Here is a 17,189-nt window from a genome sequence, read left to right as displayed (position 1 = left end):
TGCATGACCCGGGCGCTGGTCCTTTTCGCGCACCCCTGCCCCGAAAGCTTTTCGGCAGCCCTTCATGGCAGGGTGGTCGAAACGCTGTCGCGCCGCGGCTGGCAGGTGGACGATTGCGATCTGAACGCCGAAGGATTCTCGCCCGTGCTGACCACGGACGAACGGCGCCGCTATCACGATGTGGGCGCGAATGTCGCCCCGGTCGCCGGCTACGTCGACCGCCTGCGGGCCGCAGAGGCGCTGATCCTGGTCTTCCCGGTCTGGAATTTCGGCTATCCCGCGATCCTCAAGGGGTTCCTCGACCGGGTCTTCCTGCCGGGCGTGTCCTTCCGGCTCGAGGACGGCAAGGTGAAGCCGAACCTCACCCACATCCGCAAGCTTGCGGCGGTGACGACCTACGGGGGAACGCGCCTGCGCGCGATGATGGCGGGCGATCCGCCGCGCAGGTCGGTCACCCGGGCCGTCTGGCACGTCTGCCGGCCAGAGCGGATGCGCTATCTTGCCCTTTACGACATGAACCGCGCCAGCGATGCGAAACGCGTGGCCTTCCTCGACCAGGTCGGGCGCGAGATGGAGAGGTTCTGATGCGCGCGCTTATCGTCTATTGCCATCCGCGCGAGACAAGCTTCACCGCCGCCGTGCGTGACGTCGTTCTTGAAAAGCTGCACGCGGCTGGGGCCGAGGTGCGGCTGACGGACCTTTACGCACGCGGCTTCGATCCGCGTCTGACGGCCCACGATCTCGAAATCTACGAAGACGAGGCCGCAAACCAGCTGGCCCTGCGACAGGACTGCGCGGATCTGAAGTGGTGCGATACGCTGATCTTCGTCTATCCGACCTGGTGGTACGGCCTGCCGGCGATGCTGAAGGGCTGGCTTGACCGGGTCATGGTGCCGGGTCTTGCCTTCCTGATGCCCAAGGGCCCGGGCGAGACGATCGGGCCCGGCCTCACGCATATCACCCGCCTTGGCGTGTTCACCACCTGTGGCGCAAGCTGGTGGCTGACGCGGCTTGTCGGCGCGCCCGGCCGGCGCACCCTTCTGCGCGGCGTGGGCCTTCTGTGCGCGAAGGGCAAGCGCACGGCCTTCGCGGCGCATTACCTCATGGACAGCTCGACCCCGGAAAGCCGCACGAAGCACCTCGCCAAGGTCGCGCGTCAGATGGACAAGCTGATCGGGCGTCTGCCGGCGCGGGCGACAGCAACCGCCTAGGGCGGCGGCAGGCGGGCAAGATCGCGCATCAGCGCGACGAACCCCTCGACCATAGCAGCTATGTCGGCCTCGCCGGCCTCGGCCGTCGCCGCGGCGGCGTTTCCGACCGCCCCCGCGGGATTGAGGTCCTGCGACAGCCAGGCCATGTTCGCCGCCATCATGTGATAGCCAAGCCGCCCGCTGGCATCGACGACCTGTTCCTGCGCGCTGCGGAAATCCCGGGCTTTCGCCATGTCCACCAGATCGGGACGCAGGGCCAGCATCCACGAGGTCTCCGCCTGCCCCGCATGGATGTCGATGACAAGGCCCTGCGGCTTCGGCGCGGCGCTTCCCAGCCGGCCCCAGGCCGTGGTGACCGCGCGCATGCCCAGCCTTTGGCGCAACTCTCGCGCGGCGATCTCCATCGGCGGCACATTGCCGCCGTGGCTGGTGACGATGACCAGCGTCCTGACCCCGGCCCGCGCGACGCTTTCGCCGATTTGCACCCAGGTGCGGATCACCACGTCCCAGTCAACCGTCAGCGTCCCCGGGAAGGCGATATGCTCGTTCGACTTGCAGACCTCCTCGACCGGCAGGAACGTGACCGGCAGGTCGGGGGGCAGGGCGGCGGCGACGCGTGCGACTAGGCCTTCGGCGACGATGGCGTCGACGCCTACCGGCAGGTGCGGGCCGTGCTGTTCGATCGCGGCCACGGGAAGAACGGCGATCCAGTCCTTGGTGTGGTCACCGAAGGCGGAAGAGGGCATGTCGCGCCAGAAACGGGCAGGGGTCATGGGGCACTCGATCTGTTCGGGTTGGCATCAGCTTAGCCCGATTTCCAGCATGCGACAGGACCTTTCGCCAGCGGCGTTTACCAGTGCTTAGGTAATCGCTGCCCTAATCGCTGCGAACCGACGCAGAGGTGACGCATGCCCGACTCGATTGCCGATTTCCTGCACAACGCGCGGCCTACGGCCGAACGGCCGCTGATGGGCCATACCATCCTTCTGGTCGAAGACAGCCGCTTCGCGTCGGAAGCGATGCGGCTTCTGTGCCTGCGTTCGGGCGCGCGTATCCGAAGGGCCGACAGTCTGCGGGCTGCCGGCCGCCACCTGCGCGCCTACCATCCGTCGGTGGTCATCGTCGACCTGGGCCTGCCGGATGGGTCCGGACTTGACCTGATCGCCGAGCTTGCCGCCCCTTCCGCGCGGGCCCTGGTCATCCTTGCAACGTCGGGGGACGTCTCTCTGGTGGATGCGGCGCGGGCTGCGGGGGCGGACGGGTTTCTCGCCAAGCCGATCACCTCGCTTGCGCAGTTTCAGGAAGCGGTGCTGTCGCGCCTGCCGGACGCGGCGCGCCCCACCGGATTGCGCGCCCTGCCGGACGAACACGTACGCCCCGACCGGCTGGCGCTGCGCGACGATCTTGAGCATATCCTCAACCTCCTGGGGGGCGCGCAGGACGCCGGCACCCTGCGTTATGCCTCGCGCTTTCTGGCCGGACTCGCCCGGTCGGCCGAGGATGCCGAACTTGCGGCGGCGGCCGAGGCTTTTGCCGGCCGGGACGGCGACGGAGAGGGCGACCCTGTCCGGATCGGCCGACTGACGGGCCTTGTCGAAGACCGGCTCAGGCGACGCGCCGTGGTTTAAGTCTCAAGCGCCGGCCTGAAGCGCCGGATCGCGCGCGGCAAGGATCGGGGCCGTCAGATCGGACAGCGGCGTTCGCTGCCGGCCCGCACCGTCGAAATTCGCGGGATCGAGCCAGGCTTCGAACGCCGCCCGAAGGCGCGGCCACTCCGCATCGATCGCCGCGAACCAGGCAGTGTCGCGATTTCGCCCCTTGATGACCGCCGCCTGACGGAAGACGCCTTCATAGCTGAAGCCCAGCCGCTGCGCCGCCCGGCGCGATCCGAGGTTCCGTGCGTTGCACTTCCATTCATAGCGCCGGTACCCCGTCTCGAAGGCGCGGGCCATCATGAGCGACATCGCTTCGGTCGCGGCCCGTGTGCGTTGCAGTGCGGGGGCGAAGTTGATGTGCCCAACCTCGATCGTCCCTGCCTCTGGCGTGATCCGAAGGCAGCTTGCCACCCCACACCACCGTCCGGTTTCAAGGTTGCGGATCGCGAAGAACAGGGGATCGTCCCGGCCGGCGACCGTCTCGACCCAGGCGCGATAAGCGGCCGCGTCTGGAAAGGGGCCGTAGGGCAGATACTCCCAGATCGCGTCGCTTTCCGCATTGGCGCGGTGCAGGTCGGCCGCATGAGCCGTCGAGAGGGGGTCGAGCCGCACATACCGGCCCGTCATGGGCGCGCGTGACGGGCGCGGCGGCGGCGCCCAGTCGGGAAGGGCCTGGTTCGGGTCGTGCATGGGTCGGGTCCTTTCGCGCCAGTCGTGCCCCATGACGCAAGGCACGCCAAGCCAAAAGGCCGATGGCCCGGTGACAAGCCGATCGACAGCGACCGTCGCCGCCGCAGAAACCCGGCTGCGGATCGTGCACGCGGTTTGCCATCTCGTTCATGACGAGGTGACGTCGGGCCGGCGTGTCCCGATCCTGGCGGGTGGGCGCCTGACGTGGGCAGATATCCAGCCCATGGGTCCGCCGCACCGGGCCAAGCAAGGGAAGCCTCGGGGGTTCGAAGCATTCCCGATCGTCGTCATTCGGCACTTTCGGCGGAAATGGAAGATCCGCTCGGCCGATGACGCGTCAGTCGCGCGGCACCACCCGCAGGCTCAGGTCCATCAGCTGCTCGGCCGTGGGCTCGGATGGGGCGCCCATCATCAGGTCCTCGGCGCGCTGGTTCATCGGGAACATGATGACCTCGCGGATGTTCGCCTCGTCGGCCAGAAGCATCACCATCCGGTCGATCCCCGCCGCGCAGCCGCCATGCGGCGGCGCGCCGAAGCGGAAGGCGTTGATGAGACCGGGGAACCGGCGGCGCACCTCGTCCACGGCGTAGCCGGCCAGGGCGAAGGCCTTGAACATGATTTCGGGCTTGTGGTTGCGAATCGCGCCCGAGATCAGCTCGTAGCCGTTGCAGGCAAGATCGTACTGATAGCCCAGTACCTTCAGCGGATCACCTGCAAGCGCCTCGACCCCGCCCTGCGGCATCGAGAAGGGGTTGTGGCTGAAGTCGATCCTGCCGGTCTCGGCGTCCTTTTCGTACATCGGGAAGTCGACGATCCAGCAGAAGGCGAAGCGGTTGTGGTCCGTCAGTCCCAGCTCTTCGCCGATGACGGTGCGCGCGCGCCCCGCCACGCCTTCGAAATCCTCGGGCTTGCCGCCCAGGAAGAAGACCGCGTCGCCCTTGCCGAGCTTCATCTGATGCCGGATCGCGTCGGTGCGTTCGGGGCCGATGTTCTTGGCCAGTGGGCCAGCCGCCTCCATCCCGTCCTCGCCGTCGCGCCAGAAGATATAGCCCATGCCCGGAAGACCCTGGCTTTGGGCATAGGCGTTCATCCGGTCGCAGAACTTGCGGCTGCCGCCGCCGGGGGCGGGGATCGCCCGGATCTCGTTGCCCTCGTGCTCGAGCAGGTTCGCGAAGATGGCGAAGCCCGAGCCACGGAAATGTTCGGACACGTCCTGCATCTTGATCGGGTTGCGCAGGTCGGGCTTGTCGGTGCCATACCACTTCAGCGCGTCCGCGTAGGCGATGTGCGGCCAGACCTTGTCGACGGGCCGGCCCTTGCCGAATTCCTCGAAAATGCCCTGGATCACCGGCTGCACCGTGTCGAAGATGTCCTGCTGGCGGACGAAGGACATCTCCATGTCGAGCTGGTAGAAGTCGGTCGGGCTGCGGTCGGCGCGCGGGTCTTCGTCGCGGAAACAGGGCGCGATCTGGAAATAGCGGTCGAAGCCCGAGACCATGATCAGCTGCTTGAAGATCTGCGGCGCCTGCGGCAGCGCATAGAACTTGCCCGGATGCAGCCGCGACGGCACGAGGAAGTCGCGCGCGCCTTCGGGCGAGGACGCCGTGATGATCGGCGTCTGGTATTCGCGGAAGCCCTTGTCCCACATCCGCCGCCGGATCGAGGCGATGACGTCCGACCGAAGCGTGATGTTGCGCTGCAGCTTCTCGCGCCGCAGGTCGAGGAAGCGATACCGCAGCCGCGTCTCTTCGGGATAGTCCTGATCGCCGAAGACCATCAGCGGCAGTTCTTCCGCCGCGCCCAGAACCTCGAGGTCGCGGACGAAGACTTCGATCTCGCCGGTCGGGATCTTGGGGTTCACGAGCGAGGCGTCGCGGGCCTTCACCTCTCCGTCGATGCGGATGCACCATTCGCTGCGCACCTTCTCGACCGCCGCGAAGGCCGGGCTGTCGGGGTCGGCCAGCACCTGTGTGACGCCGAAATGATCGCGCAGATCGATGAAAAGGATCCCGCCGTGGTCGCGCACCCGGTGGACCCAGCCCGACAGGCGGACCGTCTGGCCGACATGCGACGTGTTCAGTTCGGCGCAGGTGTGGCTGCGATAGGCGTGCATCCTTGGGGCTCCTTCGGGGCCGGAAATCCGTCGGGCCGATACACTAGGGTTGGGCCGGGAAGTCAAGGGAACGCCGCTGACGCGGCGTGCCTCCGGCGGGGATATTTGGGCCAAGACGAAGGCTCAGGGGCCGATCTCGAAAACGCAGGCGGGGTGCCCCATGGCGCAGCATTCGACCTCGCGCGCGCGCCAGCCGCCATGGACGAGACTGGTGAAGAGCCGCTCGAAGACGGCCGCGTGCCAGTGACACAGGCGGTGCGACGCGATTTCACCGCGCACCACGGGGTTGTCGTGGATCGCGACCCGCAGCGGTCGGCGCGAGAGCACTTCGAACCGACCCGATCCGGCGAAGGTCCAGGCGTGCTGCGCGATCGCGCGGACGAGAAGCGGCGCGGCAAGCGGAACGGGCAGACCCCGCAGGAGCACAACCACGGGGCCGGGGATCCGGTTGGCGATGATGTAGTCGGCCGTCCGCACACCGGCTTCCCAGGCCAGCGCGGGCGCAAGGTCGGGAATTTGCGCCCGCATCGCCTGGTGCAGGCGCGCGACCGGCGCTTCGTCGACCAGACCCGTCATGTCGGGCAGCACGAAGATGCCGGCCTCGGCCAGAAGCCTGTCGCGCAGACGGGCGCCGCCCGCCCTTTCCAGCAGCGGCAGAAGCTGCGTCAGGGCGTTCGGCCCGATGAGCCCGGCGTGGTCCGCCCCGTCAGGCATCGCTCATCTGCTCGGTCCCGCCGCCGCAGACCCGCACCTCGGCGCCGTTCGGCATCCTGAAGGACCCGCTGCGTTCGGCCGCGCGATCCTTCATCTGGGCGCGCACGGCCTCGCGCCGCTCGGCCGCGCGTGCGGCGCGATCGGCGGCGGCTTCCCAGTCTTCCATCTGCGCCTCGGCGATGGTGCGGGACTCGTCGAAGTCGAAATGCACCTTGTCCTTCGTCTGCGGGCCCCAATAGCCCGCCTTGCCGAGGTCATAGAAAGTGCGGCCGACGCCGGCCTTGAGGAAGGCCTTGAGGCAACCCAGAAGATACCGCCGCCGGAAGCCGGTGCCGCGCCACGGATAGTGGAACAGCGCCTTGCGCATGTAGAAGCGCCGGTAATTCCTCATCACCCCGTCCAGCAACTCGCCCCGTGTCATCGCGGCCGGTGTCATGATCGGGGTGACGAAGTTGTACTTCGAGAAGTCGAAGACCTCGACCTTGTCCTTCAACTCCTGGAATAGCGGGGTGAAGGGCCAGGGCGTGTACATGGCCCAGTTGGCAAGGTCGGGCTGCCAGTCCCAGGCCATCTGGAAGGTCTCTTCCAGCGTTTCGGGCGTCTCGTTGTCGAGGCCGACGATGAACTGGGCTTCGACGAAGATGTCGGCCTCGCGCAGCAGGCGGATCGCCTCCTTGTTCTCTTCGACCTTGGTTTCCTTGTTGAACTGGTCAAGCTTGAGTTGTGCCGCGGCCTCGGTGCCGAGGCTGACGTGGACGAGGCCGGCCTTGCGGTAGAATTTCAGAAGCTCGCGGTCGCGGTAGATGTCGGTTACGCGGGTGTTGATGCCCCATTTCACCTTCTCGTTCAGTCCGCGCGCGATGAGTTCTTCGCAGAACTGGACGAACTTCTTGCGATTGATGGTGGGCTCTTCGTCGGCAAGGATGAAGAAACCGACACCGTGGTCTGTCACCAGCCGCTCGATCTCGTCGACGACCTTTCTCGGGTCGCGCACGCGGTAGTCGCGCCAGAATTTCCATTGCGAACAGAACGAGCAGGTGAAGGGGCACCCCCGCGCCATGTTCGGGATCGCGACCTTCACGCCCAGGGGGACGTAGATGTACTTTTCCCACTCGAGAAGCGTCCAGTCGGGATCAAGCCCGTCCAGGTTCTTGACGGTCGAGGCCGCCGGCGTGGCGACGATGTCCTCGCCGTCGAGGAAGGCGAGACCGTGGATCCTGTGACGGTCGGCGGGCCAGCGCCCGTCTTCCACGGCCAGCATCAGTTCGGTGATGATCTCTTCGCCCTCGCCCCGGACGATGACGTCGATCCAGGGCGCTTCGGACAGGACCTGCTTGAACATGAAGGTCGCGTGGATGCCGCCGAGGACCCGCAGGGCATTCGGCGCCACCTCCTGCGCAAGTTGAAGGACGCGTTCGGCCACATAGATCGACGGCGTGATGGCGGTGGTTCCGATCACGTCGGGCTGCAGTTCGGCGATGCGAGCTTTTAGCGCCTCGTCGTCGAGGTGGTTGGTCATTGCGTCGATGAAGTGGATGTCGTCGAAGCCCGCCGCCTTCAGCGAGCCCGCAAGATAGGCGACCCAGGCGGGCGGCCAGTTGCCGGCGATCTCCGCCCCGCCCGAGTGGTAGTTGGGGTGAACGAACAGAATCCGCATGCCGGCCTCCCTATTTGTAAGTCTTAGTTTACATTATGGTTGACAACTTGAATTGACATGGATCAAGCGAGGCAGGCCGAAGCATCGCAAAACCTTTACGAATCAGTGATTCCCGCACACACTCTCTGACCGGAAGGCGTCGTGGCAGCGATGTCCGGACGCCGTGAGCATGCAAACCGAGCCGGGCGCGGGTGGCGCCCACAGGGGGTGGCCATGTGGCGGTCTTTGTTCATTCGGATGGTGGAAACCGTGGTCCGGCACGGGACCCTTGTCTTGCACATGCCGGATGGCGAGGTGCGGCAGTATGGCGACGGCACGGGAACGCCGGTGACCGTTCGCCTTGGGGATGACGGACTTTTCAAGCGTCTCGTCACCAACACCGAACTCGCGCTGGGCGAAGGCTACACCGACGGCCTGATCACGATCGACGGCGACGACCTGCACGGATTCTTCCGACTGGCGATCGAAAACTCCTCCGCCCGTGGCGCACCGGCCTGGCTGCAGCCGGCGGAAGCGTCCCGCCACCTGTCGCGCCGCCTTCGGCAGTTCAATCCGGCGGCCCGCGCGCGGCGGAACGTGGCCCATCACTACGACCTGTCCGCGGCGCTTTACGATCTCTTTCTGGATGCCGACAAGCAATATTCTTGCGCCTATTTCGCGCGGCCGGACATGACCCTGGACGAAGCGCAGGAGGCCAAGAAGCATCACATCGCGGGCAAGCTTCTGATCGAGCCGGGGATGCGCGTCCTCGACATCGGCTGTGGCTGGGGCGGCATGGGCCTTACGCTGGCGCGGGATTATGGCGCGCGGGTCGTGGGCGTCACGCTTAGCGAAGAGCAGCACAAGATCGCGACCGCGCGCGCACGGGCGGCTGGCCTTGCCGAACGCATCGACTTTCGGCTGACGGACTATCGGGACGTGGATGAAACCTTCGACCGCATCGTGTCTGTCGGCATGTTCGAACACGTCGGCCTGCCGCATTACCGCGAATACTTCCGAACCGTGCACGATCGCCTCGCCCCCGGCGGCGTCGCCCTTATCCACACGATCGGTCGGACCGCGCCGCCCAGCTACACCAGCCCCTGGATCGAGAAGTACATCTTCCCGGGAGGCTATGTGCCCTCGATGTCCGAGATGATCGGCGCCATCGAGAAAGAGGACCTCTACACCACGGACATCGAATACCTGCGCCTTCACTACGCCGAGACGCTGCGCCGCTGGTACGACCGGTTTGTGGCGCGGATCGACGAGGCGGCCCGACTTTACGACGAACGGTTCTGCCGGATGTGGAAGTATTATCTTGTCGCCTGCGAACAGACCTTTCGCCATGGCCGGCAATGTGTCTTCCAGGTGCAACTGGCGCACCGACAGGATGCCGTGCCGCTGACCCGCGACTATCTTTATCGCGCCGATGCCGACGTGATGCGCCACGCCGCCGAGTGACCCTCCGCGACTGGCGACTGCGCTTGCCTGCTTCAGGGCGTCCAGCACATAGTCCCGCAAAACGGCGCGGGATAATCGATCATGAAGCCGAGTCGGCCTCAGCCCGGTGACCGTGAGGGGCGCCCCTGATGGCACCGATCATCCACGACATCGCCGGCGTCCTTGGCGCTTCCTTATATCTTGGGTCCTACGGCGCCCTGCAACTGGGGCTGCTGAACAACAGGGGATACGCCTACCCGGCGCTGAACCTCCTTGCGTCGTCGCTGATGCTGACCTCGCTCATGGGCAGCTTCAACCTTTGGTCCGCGACGATCGAGACAAGCTGGATCGCCCTCAGCATCGTGGGGCTTGCACGCTACTACTTCCTGACAAGCGGCCTGCGCTTCTCGACGGACGAGCGGCAGTTTCTCGACGCCAAGCTTCCGGGTCTGGAACCCTACCTCGCCCGCCGGGTCTTCGCCGCCGGAGACTGGCGCGAGGCCGAGGCGGGAACCGTGTTCACCGAGGAAGGCGCGCCTGTCCCCGCGCTGGTCTACCTTGCAGAGGGGCGCGCCTCTGTCGTGGTGGGCGGGCGCGAGGTGGCCGACTGCAAGGCCGGAGCCCTGGTGGGCGAACTGGGCGTCGCAAGCGGCAGTCCGGCGATCGCGACGGTCACGCTTACCGAACCCGGCCGCATCTTCGCTGTCCCCGCCGAGGCGCTGCGCAAGCTCATGGCGCAGGCGCCCGAGATCCGCATCGCGCTTGATGCAGGGATCGGGGCCGAAGCGCGGACGAAGCTCATCGCGGCGAACGTCCGCGCGGCGGCGATGGCCGGCCTGGCCTAGAACGGCCGCTCGACGTTGCCCGAATAGAAGAAGACCCCCAGGCCCAACGCGAAAAGAATCACGCCGGCGATGCTGTGCGTCACGACGGCCTCGGGGAAGTTTCCGCGCACCCGATAGGACCAGGCGAAGGCCAGACCACCGGCAAAGGTCATCGCGGCGACGATCCAGTTCCAGTACATCAGATGCGCGAGCGCGAAGACGGCGGCGTTCATCAGGATCTGCGCCACACGGCCCTGGGGAAGCAGCGCGCCGTACCTGCGGAAGAACAGCGGCCGGAACACGATTTCCTGAGGGAGGGCCGAAAGCACCGGATAAAACGCCGCGATCATCAGCAGAAGCTGCGGATTGCGGCGCGGAAGGGCAAGGAACGAGGCGGGCGCTGTGGCCTGCACGACGCCATAGCCAACCGCCGCGGTGGCAAGCGCCAGCGCCACGACGCGCCCCCATCCGATCCGGTCCGCGCCCCGCAAAAGCTCGCGCCAACGAAACCCGGGGGTGCGATGCAGCAGAAGAAGCCCCGCACCCGTGACGGCAAAGAGCGCCGGAAACATCGCGGATGGCGGAAGGAACACGGCCAGAACGACGGGCGCCACCACGAAAAGGCCCGCGAATTCCACCGCAAGGCGTCGGCGCGACGGGACGACGCGCATCTTGTCAGTGCCGGACGCTGTCCGACAGCGTGTTGAGCACGACAACCCCCGCAACGATCAGCGTGATCCCGACCACGGCGGCCAGATCGAGCTTCTGGCCATAGACGACCAGACCGATCAGCGCGACCAGCGCCACCCCGGCCCCGGCCCAGATCGCATAGGCGATGCCCACGGGAATGGTGCGCAGCACGATCGCGAGAAAGTAGAAGGCTACGACATAGCCCGTAAGGGAAACGACCGTCGGCCCCAGCCGCGTGAACCCGTCCGTGGCCTTGAGCGCGGCCGTCGCGATGACTTCCGCCGTGATGGCGATGGCAAGATAGACCCAGGTCATCCGCGACTCCGATATGCGCCCCGGACCACAGCCTAGCCTTCCCCGGGACACTGGCAAGGCGCCTGAGGCCTTGCGCCTGCCGCCCCCATCCCTATAACCCACGACAATTTGCCAGCCCGGGGGGCCACGATGCCGAAAAGAACCGACATAAAGTCGATCATGATCATCGGAGCCGGGCCCATCGTCATCGGACAGGCCTGCGAGTTCGACTACTCCGGCGCCCAGGCCTGCAAGGCGCTGCGCGAGGAGGGCTATCGGGTCATCCTCGTCAACTCGAATCCGGCTACGATCATGACCGACCCGGACATGGCCGACGCCACCTACATCGAGCCGATCACCCCCGAGATCGTCGCCAAGATCATCGAAAAGGAACGGCCCGACGCGCTTTTGCCGACCATGGGCGGTCAGACAGGTCTGAATACCTCGCTCGCGCTCGAGGAAATGGGCGTCCTCAAGAAGTATGGCGTCGAAATGATCGGGGCAAAGCGTGAGGCCATCGAAATGGCCGAGGACCGCAAGCTTTTCCGCGAAGCGATGGATCGCATCGGGCTTGAGAACCCCAAGGCCACCATCATCGCCGCGCCGAAGGGCGAGAATGGCCGCTACGATATCGCCAAGGGCCTTGAGCAGGCGGTGGAGGCGCTGGACGAGGTCGGCCTTCCTGCGATCATCCGCCCCGCCTTCACGCTGGGCGGCACTGGCGGCGGTGTCGCCTACAACCGCGACGACTATTTCGACATCTGCCGCCGCGGACTCGAAGCCTCGCCGATGGCGCAGATCCTGATCGACGAGTCGCTTCTGGGCTGGAAGGAATTCGAGATGGAAGTCGTGCGCGACCGCGCCGACAACGCCATCATCGTCTGCTCGATCGAGAACGTGGACCCGATGGGCGTGCACACGGGCGACTCGATCACCGTAGCCCCCGCGCTGACGCTGACGGACAAGGAATACCAGATCATGCGCAACGGCAGCATCGCCGTGCTGCGCGAGATCGGCGTCGAAACCGGTGGCTCGAACGTGCAATGGGCGATCAACCCGGTCGACGGGCGCATGGTGGTGATCGAGATGAACCCCCGGGTCAGCCGCTCGTCCGCGCTGGCGTCGAAAGCCACGGGCTTTCCGATCGCCAAGATCGCCGCGAAGCTTGCCGTGGGCTACACGCTTGACGAGCTGGACAACGACATCACCAAGGTGACGCCGGCCTCGTTCGAACCGACGATCGACTACGTCGTCACCAAGATCCCGCGCTTCGCCTTCGAGAAGTTCCCGGGTGCCAAGCCGGAGCTGACGACCGCGATGAAATCCGTGGGCGAGGCGATGGCGATCGGCCGGACCTTCCACGAATCCGTGCAGAAGGCGCTGGCCAGCCTCGAAACCGGGCTGACCGGCTTCGACGAGATCGACATCCCCGGCGCCCCCGACCCCGCGCAGGTCCGCATGGCCCTGTCGCGCCAGACGCCCGACCGGCTGCGCATCATCGCCCAGGCCATGCGCCTTGGCTTCAGCGACGACGAGATCCAGCAGGTCACAAGCTTCGACCCCTGGTTCCTAGCCCGCGTGCGCGAGATCGTCGAAACCGAGGCCGAGGTGCGCAAGTCCGGGCTTCCGGTGACGGAAGAGGGTTTGCGCCGGCTGAAGATGATGGGCTTCACCGATGCGCGGCTGGCGAAACTCACCGGCCGGACCGAGGACAACGTGAGGCGCGCGCGGCTGAACCTTGGGGTCAACGCCGTCTTCAAGCGCATCGACACCTGCGCCGCCGAGTTCGAAGCGCAGACACCCTATATGTACTCGACCTACGAGAGCCCCGCGATGGGCGACGTCGAATGCGAGGCGCGGCCGTCGGGCGCGAAGAAGGTCGTCATCCTGGGCGGCGGGCCGAACCGGATCGGCCAGGGGATCGAGTTCGACTACTGCTGCTGTCATGCCTGCTTCGCGCTGACCGGGGCGGGCTACGAGACGATCATGATCAACTGCAACCCCGAGACCGTGTCGACCGACTACGACACCTCGGACCGCCTCTATTTCGAGCCGCTGACCTTCGAGCATGTGATGGAGATCCTGCGGGTCGAACAGCAGAACGGCACGCTGCATGGGGTGATCGTCCAGTTCGGCGGGCAGACGCCGCTCAAGCTTGCGGATGCTTTGAACGAGGCGGGCATCCCGATCCTTGGCACCACTCCCGACGCCATCGACCTGGCCGAGGACCGCGAGCGGTTCCAGAAACTTGTCAACGACCTGGGCCTGCGCCAGCCCGACAACGCCATCGCCCATACCGATGCCGAGGCCTTCGACGCGGCGGCCAAGATCGGGTTTCCCTTGGTGATCCGGCCCTCCTACGTTCTGGGCGGTCGCGCGATGGAGATCGTGCGCGACCAGTCCCAGCTTGAACGCTACATCGCCGAGGCGGTGGTGGTATCGGGCGACAGTCCGGTGCTTCTGGACAGCTACCTGTCCGGCGCGACCGAGATCGACGTCGATGCGCTGTGCGACGGCACGATGGTCCATGTCGCCGGCATCATGCAGCACATCGAAGAGGCCGGCGTTCATTCGGGCGACAGCGCCTGTTCGCTGCCGCCCTATTCGCTGCCGCGCAAGGTCATCGACGACCTCAAGGCACAGACCGAAGCGCTGGCGCTGGCGCTGAACGTCGTGGGCCTGATGAACGTGCAATTCGCCGTCAAGGACGGGGTCATCTACCTGATCGAGGTGAACCCCCGTGCCTCGCGCACCGTGCCCTTCGTCGCCAAGGCCGTGGGCAGCCCGATCGCGTCGATCGCGGCGCGGCTGATGGCGGGCGAACCGCTGTCGAACTTCGATCTTGTCGACCCCGAGATCGACACGTTCGCGGTGAAGGAAGCCGTGCTGCCCTTCGCCCGGTTCCCCGGCGTCGACACGCTTCTCGGCCCCGAGATGCGCTCGACCGGCGAGGTGATGGGGTCGGACCCGAACTTCCACCGCGCCTTCCTCAAGGCTCAGCTTGGCGCGGGCACGATCCTGCCGACCTCGGGCAAGGTGTTCCTGTCGATCAAGGACGACGACAAGACCGCGCAGTTGATCGAGACCGCAAGGGTGCTTGTCGACCTCGGCCTGACGATCACCGCGACTCGCGGCACCGCCAGCTTCCTGTCCGCGAACGGTGTCGACTGCGAGATCGTGAACAAGGTGTACGAGGGGCGACCCAATATCGTCGACGTCATGAAGAACGGCGAGATCGCGCTTGTGATGAACACGACCGAGGGCACCCAGGCGGTCGAGGACTCGCGGTCGATGCGCAATGTCGCGCTGATGGACAAGATCCCCTACTTCACCACCGCCGCGGCCAGCCATGCCGCCGCGCTGGCGATGAAGGCCGCCGGTGAAGGCGAACTCAGCGTGCGGGCCCTGCAGGACCGCTAGGCCGGCTTTCGCGCCGGCGTGGGTCTGCTAGACTGCCCGCATCCGAGGTAGAGGAGATTTCCATTGCGCCGTTCGATTCTCGTCGCGACGTCTGCGACCCTTGCCCTGTCCGCCTGCGTCGTGTCCGCGCCCGAGACCGGCCAGGGCGCGACGGTTCCGGCCGAACTGCCACTTTTCGGCGCAGGTTACCGCAGCGAGGGCGATCTGTGCCGCCGCGCCGGGGAAAGCGCCTTCACGAACCAGTTCCTCGATGACGCCGCCGACCTGGTCGCTTGCCCGCCGGGCACGGACCCGGGGCTTTTCACCTTCGAGACCGGCGGACGAGAGGTCGGCCGCCTGGACGGCTGGATCCTCTTCAGCGTGCCACGCCGCTGACGACGGCATTCTGGCACCGAGTGCCGCGTTGCGGGCCACCTGAAACCGGCTCTTCGGAGGGGCGGGACGGAAACGCGGGGGCGTCACTCGCCCTGACGGGCCTTCAGGTCGTCAAGCGTGAGCATCTCGGGCACCGGACCCTCGGCCTCGCGATCGTAATCGGGATCGCTCAGCAGGCATCCTTCGCCGCAGATCTGCCGCGCGATGCCAGCATCGCCGTCGATGAACCAGAACCGTCCACCCGGGGTCGACACATAGCCGTCGATGCCGTCGGACATGTCGCCTTCGATATCCTCGACCGACGGCACTTCGCCATCGGACACGCCGTCCCAGACGCCATGCGTGTGGAAGGAGGCGAAGACACGGATCCGCGGATGCGGCCAGTAGGCGACGCAGGTCGTCTCGCTCCCGGGGCGGGCCTTCACCGCGACGATCGTTCCAGAGGGGTCGCGGCCGAAGAAGCCGCAGTATTCGCGGCCGCTGCGCAGCGACCGCTTCTGCAACGCATCGAGATGCGCCCGCGCGAAGGCGATCTCGTCCGGCGTCTGCGCGCACGCCGCGCCGACCCACCCGGTCAGGGCGGCGGCGATCACGGCGGACCGAAAAAGGCTCAGACCGAGAGGCAAACGTATTTCATCTCGAGGTAATCCTCGATCCCATGACGCGAGCCTTCCCGGCCAAGTCCCGACTGCTTGACACCCCCGAAGGGCGCCACCTCGGTCGAGATGATGCCGGTGTTGATGCCGACGATTCCGTATTCCAGCGCCTCGCTCACGCGGGTGATCCGGCCGATGTCGCGGGCATAGAAATAGGACGCAAGGCCGAAGATCGTGTCGTTGGCCATCGCGATCACTTCGTCTTCCGTCGAGAAACGGAACAGCGGCGCCAGCGGGCCGAAGGTCTCGTCGCTGGCGACCTGCATGTCCTGCGTGACACCTGTGACGATGGTCGGCTGGAAGAAGGTGCCGCCAAGCTCGTGGGCGGACCCGCCGTAGAAGACGGTCGCGCCCTTGGACGTGGCATCGTCGATATGCTCGCGCACCTTTTCGACAGCCGCCGCGTCGATCAGCGGGCCAAGGTCGGCGCCTTCAAGGCCATCGCCCACCTTCATCTGCCCCAGACGCTTCGCCAGTTTCTCGGCGAAGGTGTCATAGACCGCATCCTGCACGTAAAGCCGGTTCGCGCAGACGCAGGTCTGACCGTTGTTGCGGAACTTGCAGGCGATCGCGCCTTCGACGGCGGCATCGAGGTCGGCGTCGTCGAAGACGATGAAGGGGGCATTCCCGCCCAGCTCCATCGAGCATTTCATGACCTGATCCGCCGCCTGCTTCAGCAGGATCCGACCGACTTCGGTCGAGCCGGTGAAGGTCAGCTTTCGGACGATCGGGTTTTCGCAGAACTCCTTGCCGATCTCGGACGAGGATTTCGACGGCACGATCGACAGGACGCCCTTTGGAATGCCGGCACGCTCGGCCAGAACGCCCAGCGCAAGCGCCGACAGCGGCGTCAGCGTCGCGGGACGCACCAGCATCGCGCAGCCCGCCGCCAGCGCCGGCGCGGCCTTGCGCGTGATCATGGCGTTGGGAAAGTTCCAGGGCGTGATCGCCGCGGCGACCCCGATGGGCTGGCGCAGGACGCTCAGCCGCTTGTCGGGCATGTGGCCGGGGATCGTCTCGCCGTAGATGCGCTTGGCCTCTTCGGCGAACCACTCGACGAACGAGGCGCCGTAAAGAACCTCGCCCCGGGCCTCGGCCAGCGGCTTGCCCTGTTCGGCCGTCAGGATCGTCGCAAGATCGTCGGCGTTCGCGACCATCAGGTCGAACCAGCGGCGCAGGATGTTCGCCCGCTCTTTCGCGGTGCGCGCGGCCCAGGCCTTCTGCGCGGCGCCGGCGGCAGCGATGAGGGGGGCCAGTTGCGCCCGGCCGATGTCGGCCACCTCGGCGATGACGTCGCCGCGGGCGGGGTTCCGTACCGAGAAGGTCCGGCCATCCGCGGCATCGACCCAGTCGCCCGCGAGGTAGGCCTGCGTCGCCAGAAGCCCCGGGTCCTTCAGCCGCGAGGCAAGGTCGGTGACGGTGTCGAGCATGGGTCTTCTCCCGGTTGGCAAAGGATCGGGCCGAGGTA

Annotated in this window: 16 protein-coding genes; 7 read left to right on the top strand and 9 right to left on the bottom strand. The window is 66.4% G+C overall.

Going from position 1 to position 17,189, the window contains the following annotated elements:
* Positions 1-3: 3 nt before the first annotated feature.
* A complete protein-coding gene (locus ACRDNQ_RS09610) occupies positions 4-585 on the top strand; it encodes an NAD(P)H-dependent oxidoreductase (protein ID WP_431828432.1) in 582 nt (193 codons plus the stop codon).
* Positions 585-1,211, top strand: a complete 627-nt coding sequence (locus tag ACRDNQ_RS09605; protein WP_431828431.1) for an NAD(P)H-dependent oxidoreductase — start codon at positions 585-587, stop codon at positions 1,209-1,211. Before ACRDNQ_RS09610 ends, ACRDNQ_RS09605 begins: the two co-directional genes overlap by 1 nt.
* Here the strand turns inward: ACRDNQ_RS09605 and ACRDNQ_RS09600 are convergent.
* Positions 1,208-1,984: a creatininase family protein gene (locus ACRDNQ_RS09600; protein ID WP_431828430.1), complete on the bottom strand. Its 777-nt coding sequence runs from the start codon at positions 1,982-1,984 to the stop codon at positions 1,208-1,210. The genes ACRDNQ_RS09605 and ACRDNQ_RS09600 overlap by 4 nt on opposite strands.
* 135 nt (positions 1,985-2,119) lie before the next feature.
* Here ACRDNQ_RS09600 and ACRDNQ_RS09595 point away from each other — a divergent pair, with 135 nt between their 5' ends.
* A complete protein-coding gene (locus ACRDNQ_RS09595) occupies positions 2,120-2,839 on the top strand; it encodes a response regulator (protein WP_431828429.1) in 720 nt (239 codons plus the stop codon).
* Positions 2,840-2,842: 3 nt separating this feature from the next.
* Here ACRDNQ_RS09595 and ACRDNQ_RS09590 read toward each other — a convergent pair whose 3' ends face one another.
* From ACRDNQ_RS09590 to bchE, 4 genes are all read right to left on the bottom strand, one after another.
* Positions 2,843-3,556, bottom strand: coding sequence for a GNAT family N-acetyltransferase (locus ACRDNQ_RS09590; protein WP_431828428.1), 714 nt, complete (start codon positions 3,554-3,556; stop codon positions 2,843-2,845).
* Positions 3,557-3,893: 337 nt separating this feature from the next.
* A complete protein-coding gene (gene aspS / locus ACRDNQ_RS09585; protein WP_431828427.1) occupies positions 3,894-5,669 on the bottom strand; it encodes an aspartate--tRNA ligase in 1,776 nt (591 codons plus the stop codon).
* 123 nt (positions 5,670-5,792) lie between these two features.
* Positions 5,793-6,383 (bottom strand): bacteriochlorophyll 4-vinyl reductase, encoded by a 591-nt coding sequence (gene bchJ / locus ACRDNQ_RS09580; RefSeq protein ID WP_431828426.1) that lies wholly within the window; start codon positions 6,381-6,383, stop codon positions 5,793-5,795.
* Positions 6,376-8,040, bottom strand: a complete 1,665-nt coding sequence (gene bchE / locus ACRDNQ_RS09575) for a magnesium-protoporphyrin IX monomethyl ester anaerobic oxidative cyclase (protein WP_431828425.1) — start codon at positions 8,038-8,040, stop codon at positions 6,376-6,378. Before bchE ends, bchJ begins: the two co-directional genes overlap by 8 nt.
* A gap of 213 nt (positions 8,041-8,253) precedes the next feature.
* Between bchE and ACRDNQ_RS09570 the strand changes: the two genes are divergently transcribed.
* Both ACRDNQ_RS09570 and ACRDNQ_RS09565 read left to right on the top strand, forming a co-directional pair.
* Positions 8,254-9,483, top strand: a complete 1,230-nt coding sequence (locus tag ACRDNQ_RS09570; RefSeq protein WP_431828424.1) for a class I SAM-dependent methyltransferase — start codon at positions 8,254-8,256, stop codon at positions 9,481-9,483.
* A 128-nt stretch (positions 9,484-9,611) separates the two neighbouring features.
* Positions 9,612-10,307, top strand: coding sequence for a cyclic nucleotide-binding domain-containing protein (locus ACRDNQ_RS09565; protein ID WP_431828423.1), 696 nt, complete (start codon positions 9,612-9,614; stop codon positions 10,305-10,307).
* Here ACRDNQ_RS09565 and ACRDNQ_RS09560 read toward each other — a convergent pair.
* Complete coding sequence (locus ACRDNQ_RS09560) at positions 10,304-10,957, bottom strand: CPBP family glutamic-type intramembrane protease (RefSeq protein WP_431828422.1); 654 nt, start codon at positions 10,955-10,957, stop codon at positions 10,304-10,306. The genes ACRDNQ_RS09565 and ACRDNQ_RS09560 overlap by 4 nt on opposite strands.
* 4 nt (positions 10,958-10,961) lie before the next feature.
* Positions 10,962-11,291, bottom strand: coding sequence for a DMT family transporter (locus tag ACRDNQ_RS09555; RefSeq protein WP_431828421.1), 330 nt, complete (start codon positions 11,289-11,291; stop codon positions 10,962-10,964).
* Between the two features lie 129 nt (positions 11,292-11,420).
* Between ACRDNQ_RS09555 and carB the strand changes: the two genes are divergently transcribed.
* Both carB and ACRDNQ_RS09545 read left to right on the top strand, forming a co-directional pair.
* Positions 11,421-14,690: a carbamoyl-phosphate synthase large subunit gene (gene carB, locus ACRDNQ_RS09550; protein WP_431828420.1), complete on the top strand. Its 3,270-nt coding sequence runs from the start codon at positions 11,421-11,423 to the stop codon at positions 14,688-14,690.
* Between the two features lie 63 nt (positions 14,691-14,753).
* Positions 14,754-15,065 carry a hypothetical protein gene (locus ACRDNQ_RS09545; protein WP_431828419.1) on the top strand — a complete coding sequence of 104 codons (312 nt, stop codon included), beginning with the start codon at positions 14,754-14,756 and terminating at the stop codon, positions 15,063-15,065.
* Between the two features lie 83 nt (positions 15,066-15,148).
* Here the strand turns inward: ACRDNQ_RS09545 and ACRDNQ_RS09540 are convergent, their stop codons facing one another.
* Together ACRDNQ_RS09540 and ACRDNQ_RS09535 are read right to left on the bottom strand one after the other, a co-directional pair.
* Positions 15,149-15,658, bottom strand: a complete 510-nt coding sequence (locus ACRDNQ_RS09540) for a DUF4329 domain-containing protein (RefSeq protein WP_431828418.1) — start codon at positions 15,656-15,658, stop codon at positions 15,149-15,151.
* Positions 15,659-15,675: 17 nt separating this feature from the next.
* Complete coding sequence (locus ACRDNQ_RS09535) at positions 15,676-17,151, bottom strand: NAD-dependent succinate-semialdehyde dehydrogenase (protein ID WP_431828417.1); 1,476 nt, start codon at positions 17,149-17,151, stop codon at positions 15,676-15,678.
* Between the last annotated feature and the right edge of the window lie 38 nt (positions 17,152-17,189).

It is taken from the genome of Saliniferula longa (genome assembly GCF_050789285.1).
Classification (GTDB): domain Bacteria; phylum Pseudomonadota; class Alphaproteobacteria; order Rhodobacterales; family Rhodobacteraceae; genus CAVPWP01.
The sequence above is the reverse complement of the archived record's forward strand: the minus strand, read 5'-3'. Positions and strand labels throughout refer to the sequence as shown.

Coding starts and splice junctions, on each gene's coding strand:
- ACRDNQ_RS09610 (WP_431828432.1), top strand. CDS start 4: ATGACCCGGGCGCTGGTCCTTTTCGCGCACCCCTGCCCCGAAAGCTTT.
- ACRDNQ_RS09605 (WP_431828431.1), top strand. CDS start 585: ATGCGCGCGCTTATCGTCTATTGCCATCCGCGCGAGACAAGCTTCACC.
- ACRDNQ_RS09600 (WP_431828430.1), bottom strand. CDS start 1,984: ATGACCCCTGCCCGTTTCTGGCGCGACATGCCCTCTTCCGCCTTCGGT.
- ACRDNQ_RS09595 (WP_431828429.1), top strand. CDS start 2,120: ATGCCCGACTCGATTGCCGATTTCCTGCACAACGCGCGGCCTACGGCC.
- ACRDNQ_RS09590 (WP_431828428.1), bottom strand. CDS start 3,556: ATGCACGACCCGAACCAGGCCCTTCCCGACTGGGCGCCGCCGCCGCGC.
- aspS (WP_431828427.1), bottom strand. CDS start 5,669: ATGCACGCCTATCGCAGCCACACCTGCGCCGAACTGAACACGTCGCAT.
- bchJ (WP_431828426.1), bottom strand. CDS start 6,383: ATGCCTGACGGGGCGGACCACGCCGGGCTCATCGGGCCGAACGCCCTG.
- bchE (WP_431828425.1), bottom strand. CDS start 8,040: ATGCGGATTCTGTTCGTTCACCCCAACTACCACTCGGGCGGGGCGGAG.
- ACRDNQ_RS09570 (WP_431828424.1), top strand. CDS start 8,254: ATGTGGCGGTCTTTGTTCATTCGGATGGTGGAAACCGTGGTCCGGCAC.
- ACRDNQ_RS09565 (WP_431828423.1), top strand. CDS start 9,612: ATGGCACCGATCATCCACGACATCGCCGGCGTCCTTGGCGCTTCCTTA.
- ACRDNQ_RS09560 (WP_431828422.1), bottom strand. CDS start 10,957: ATGCGCGTCGTCCCGTCGCGCCGACGCCTTGCGGTGGAATTCGCGGGC.
- ACRDNQ_RS09555 (WP_431828421.1), bottom strand. CDS start 11,291: ATGACCTGGGTCTATCTTGCCATCGCCATCACGGCGGAAGTCATCGCG.
- carB (WP_431828420.1), top strand. CDS start 11,421: ATGCCGAAAAGAACCGACATAAAGTCGATCATGATCATCGGAGCCGGG.
- ACRDNQ_RS09535 (WP_431828417.1), bottom strand. CDS start 17,151: ATGCTCGACACCGTCACCGACCTTGCCTCGCGGCTGAAGGACCCGGGG.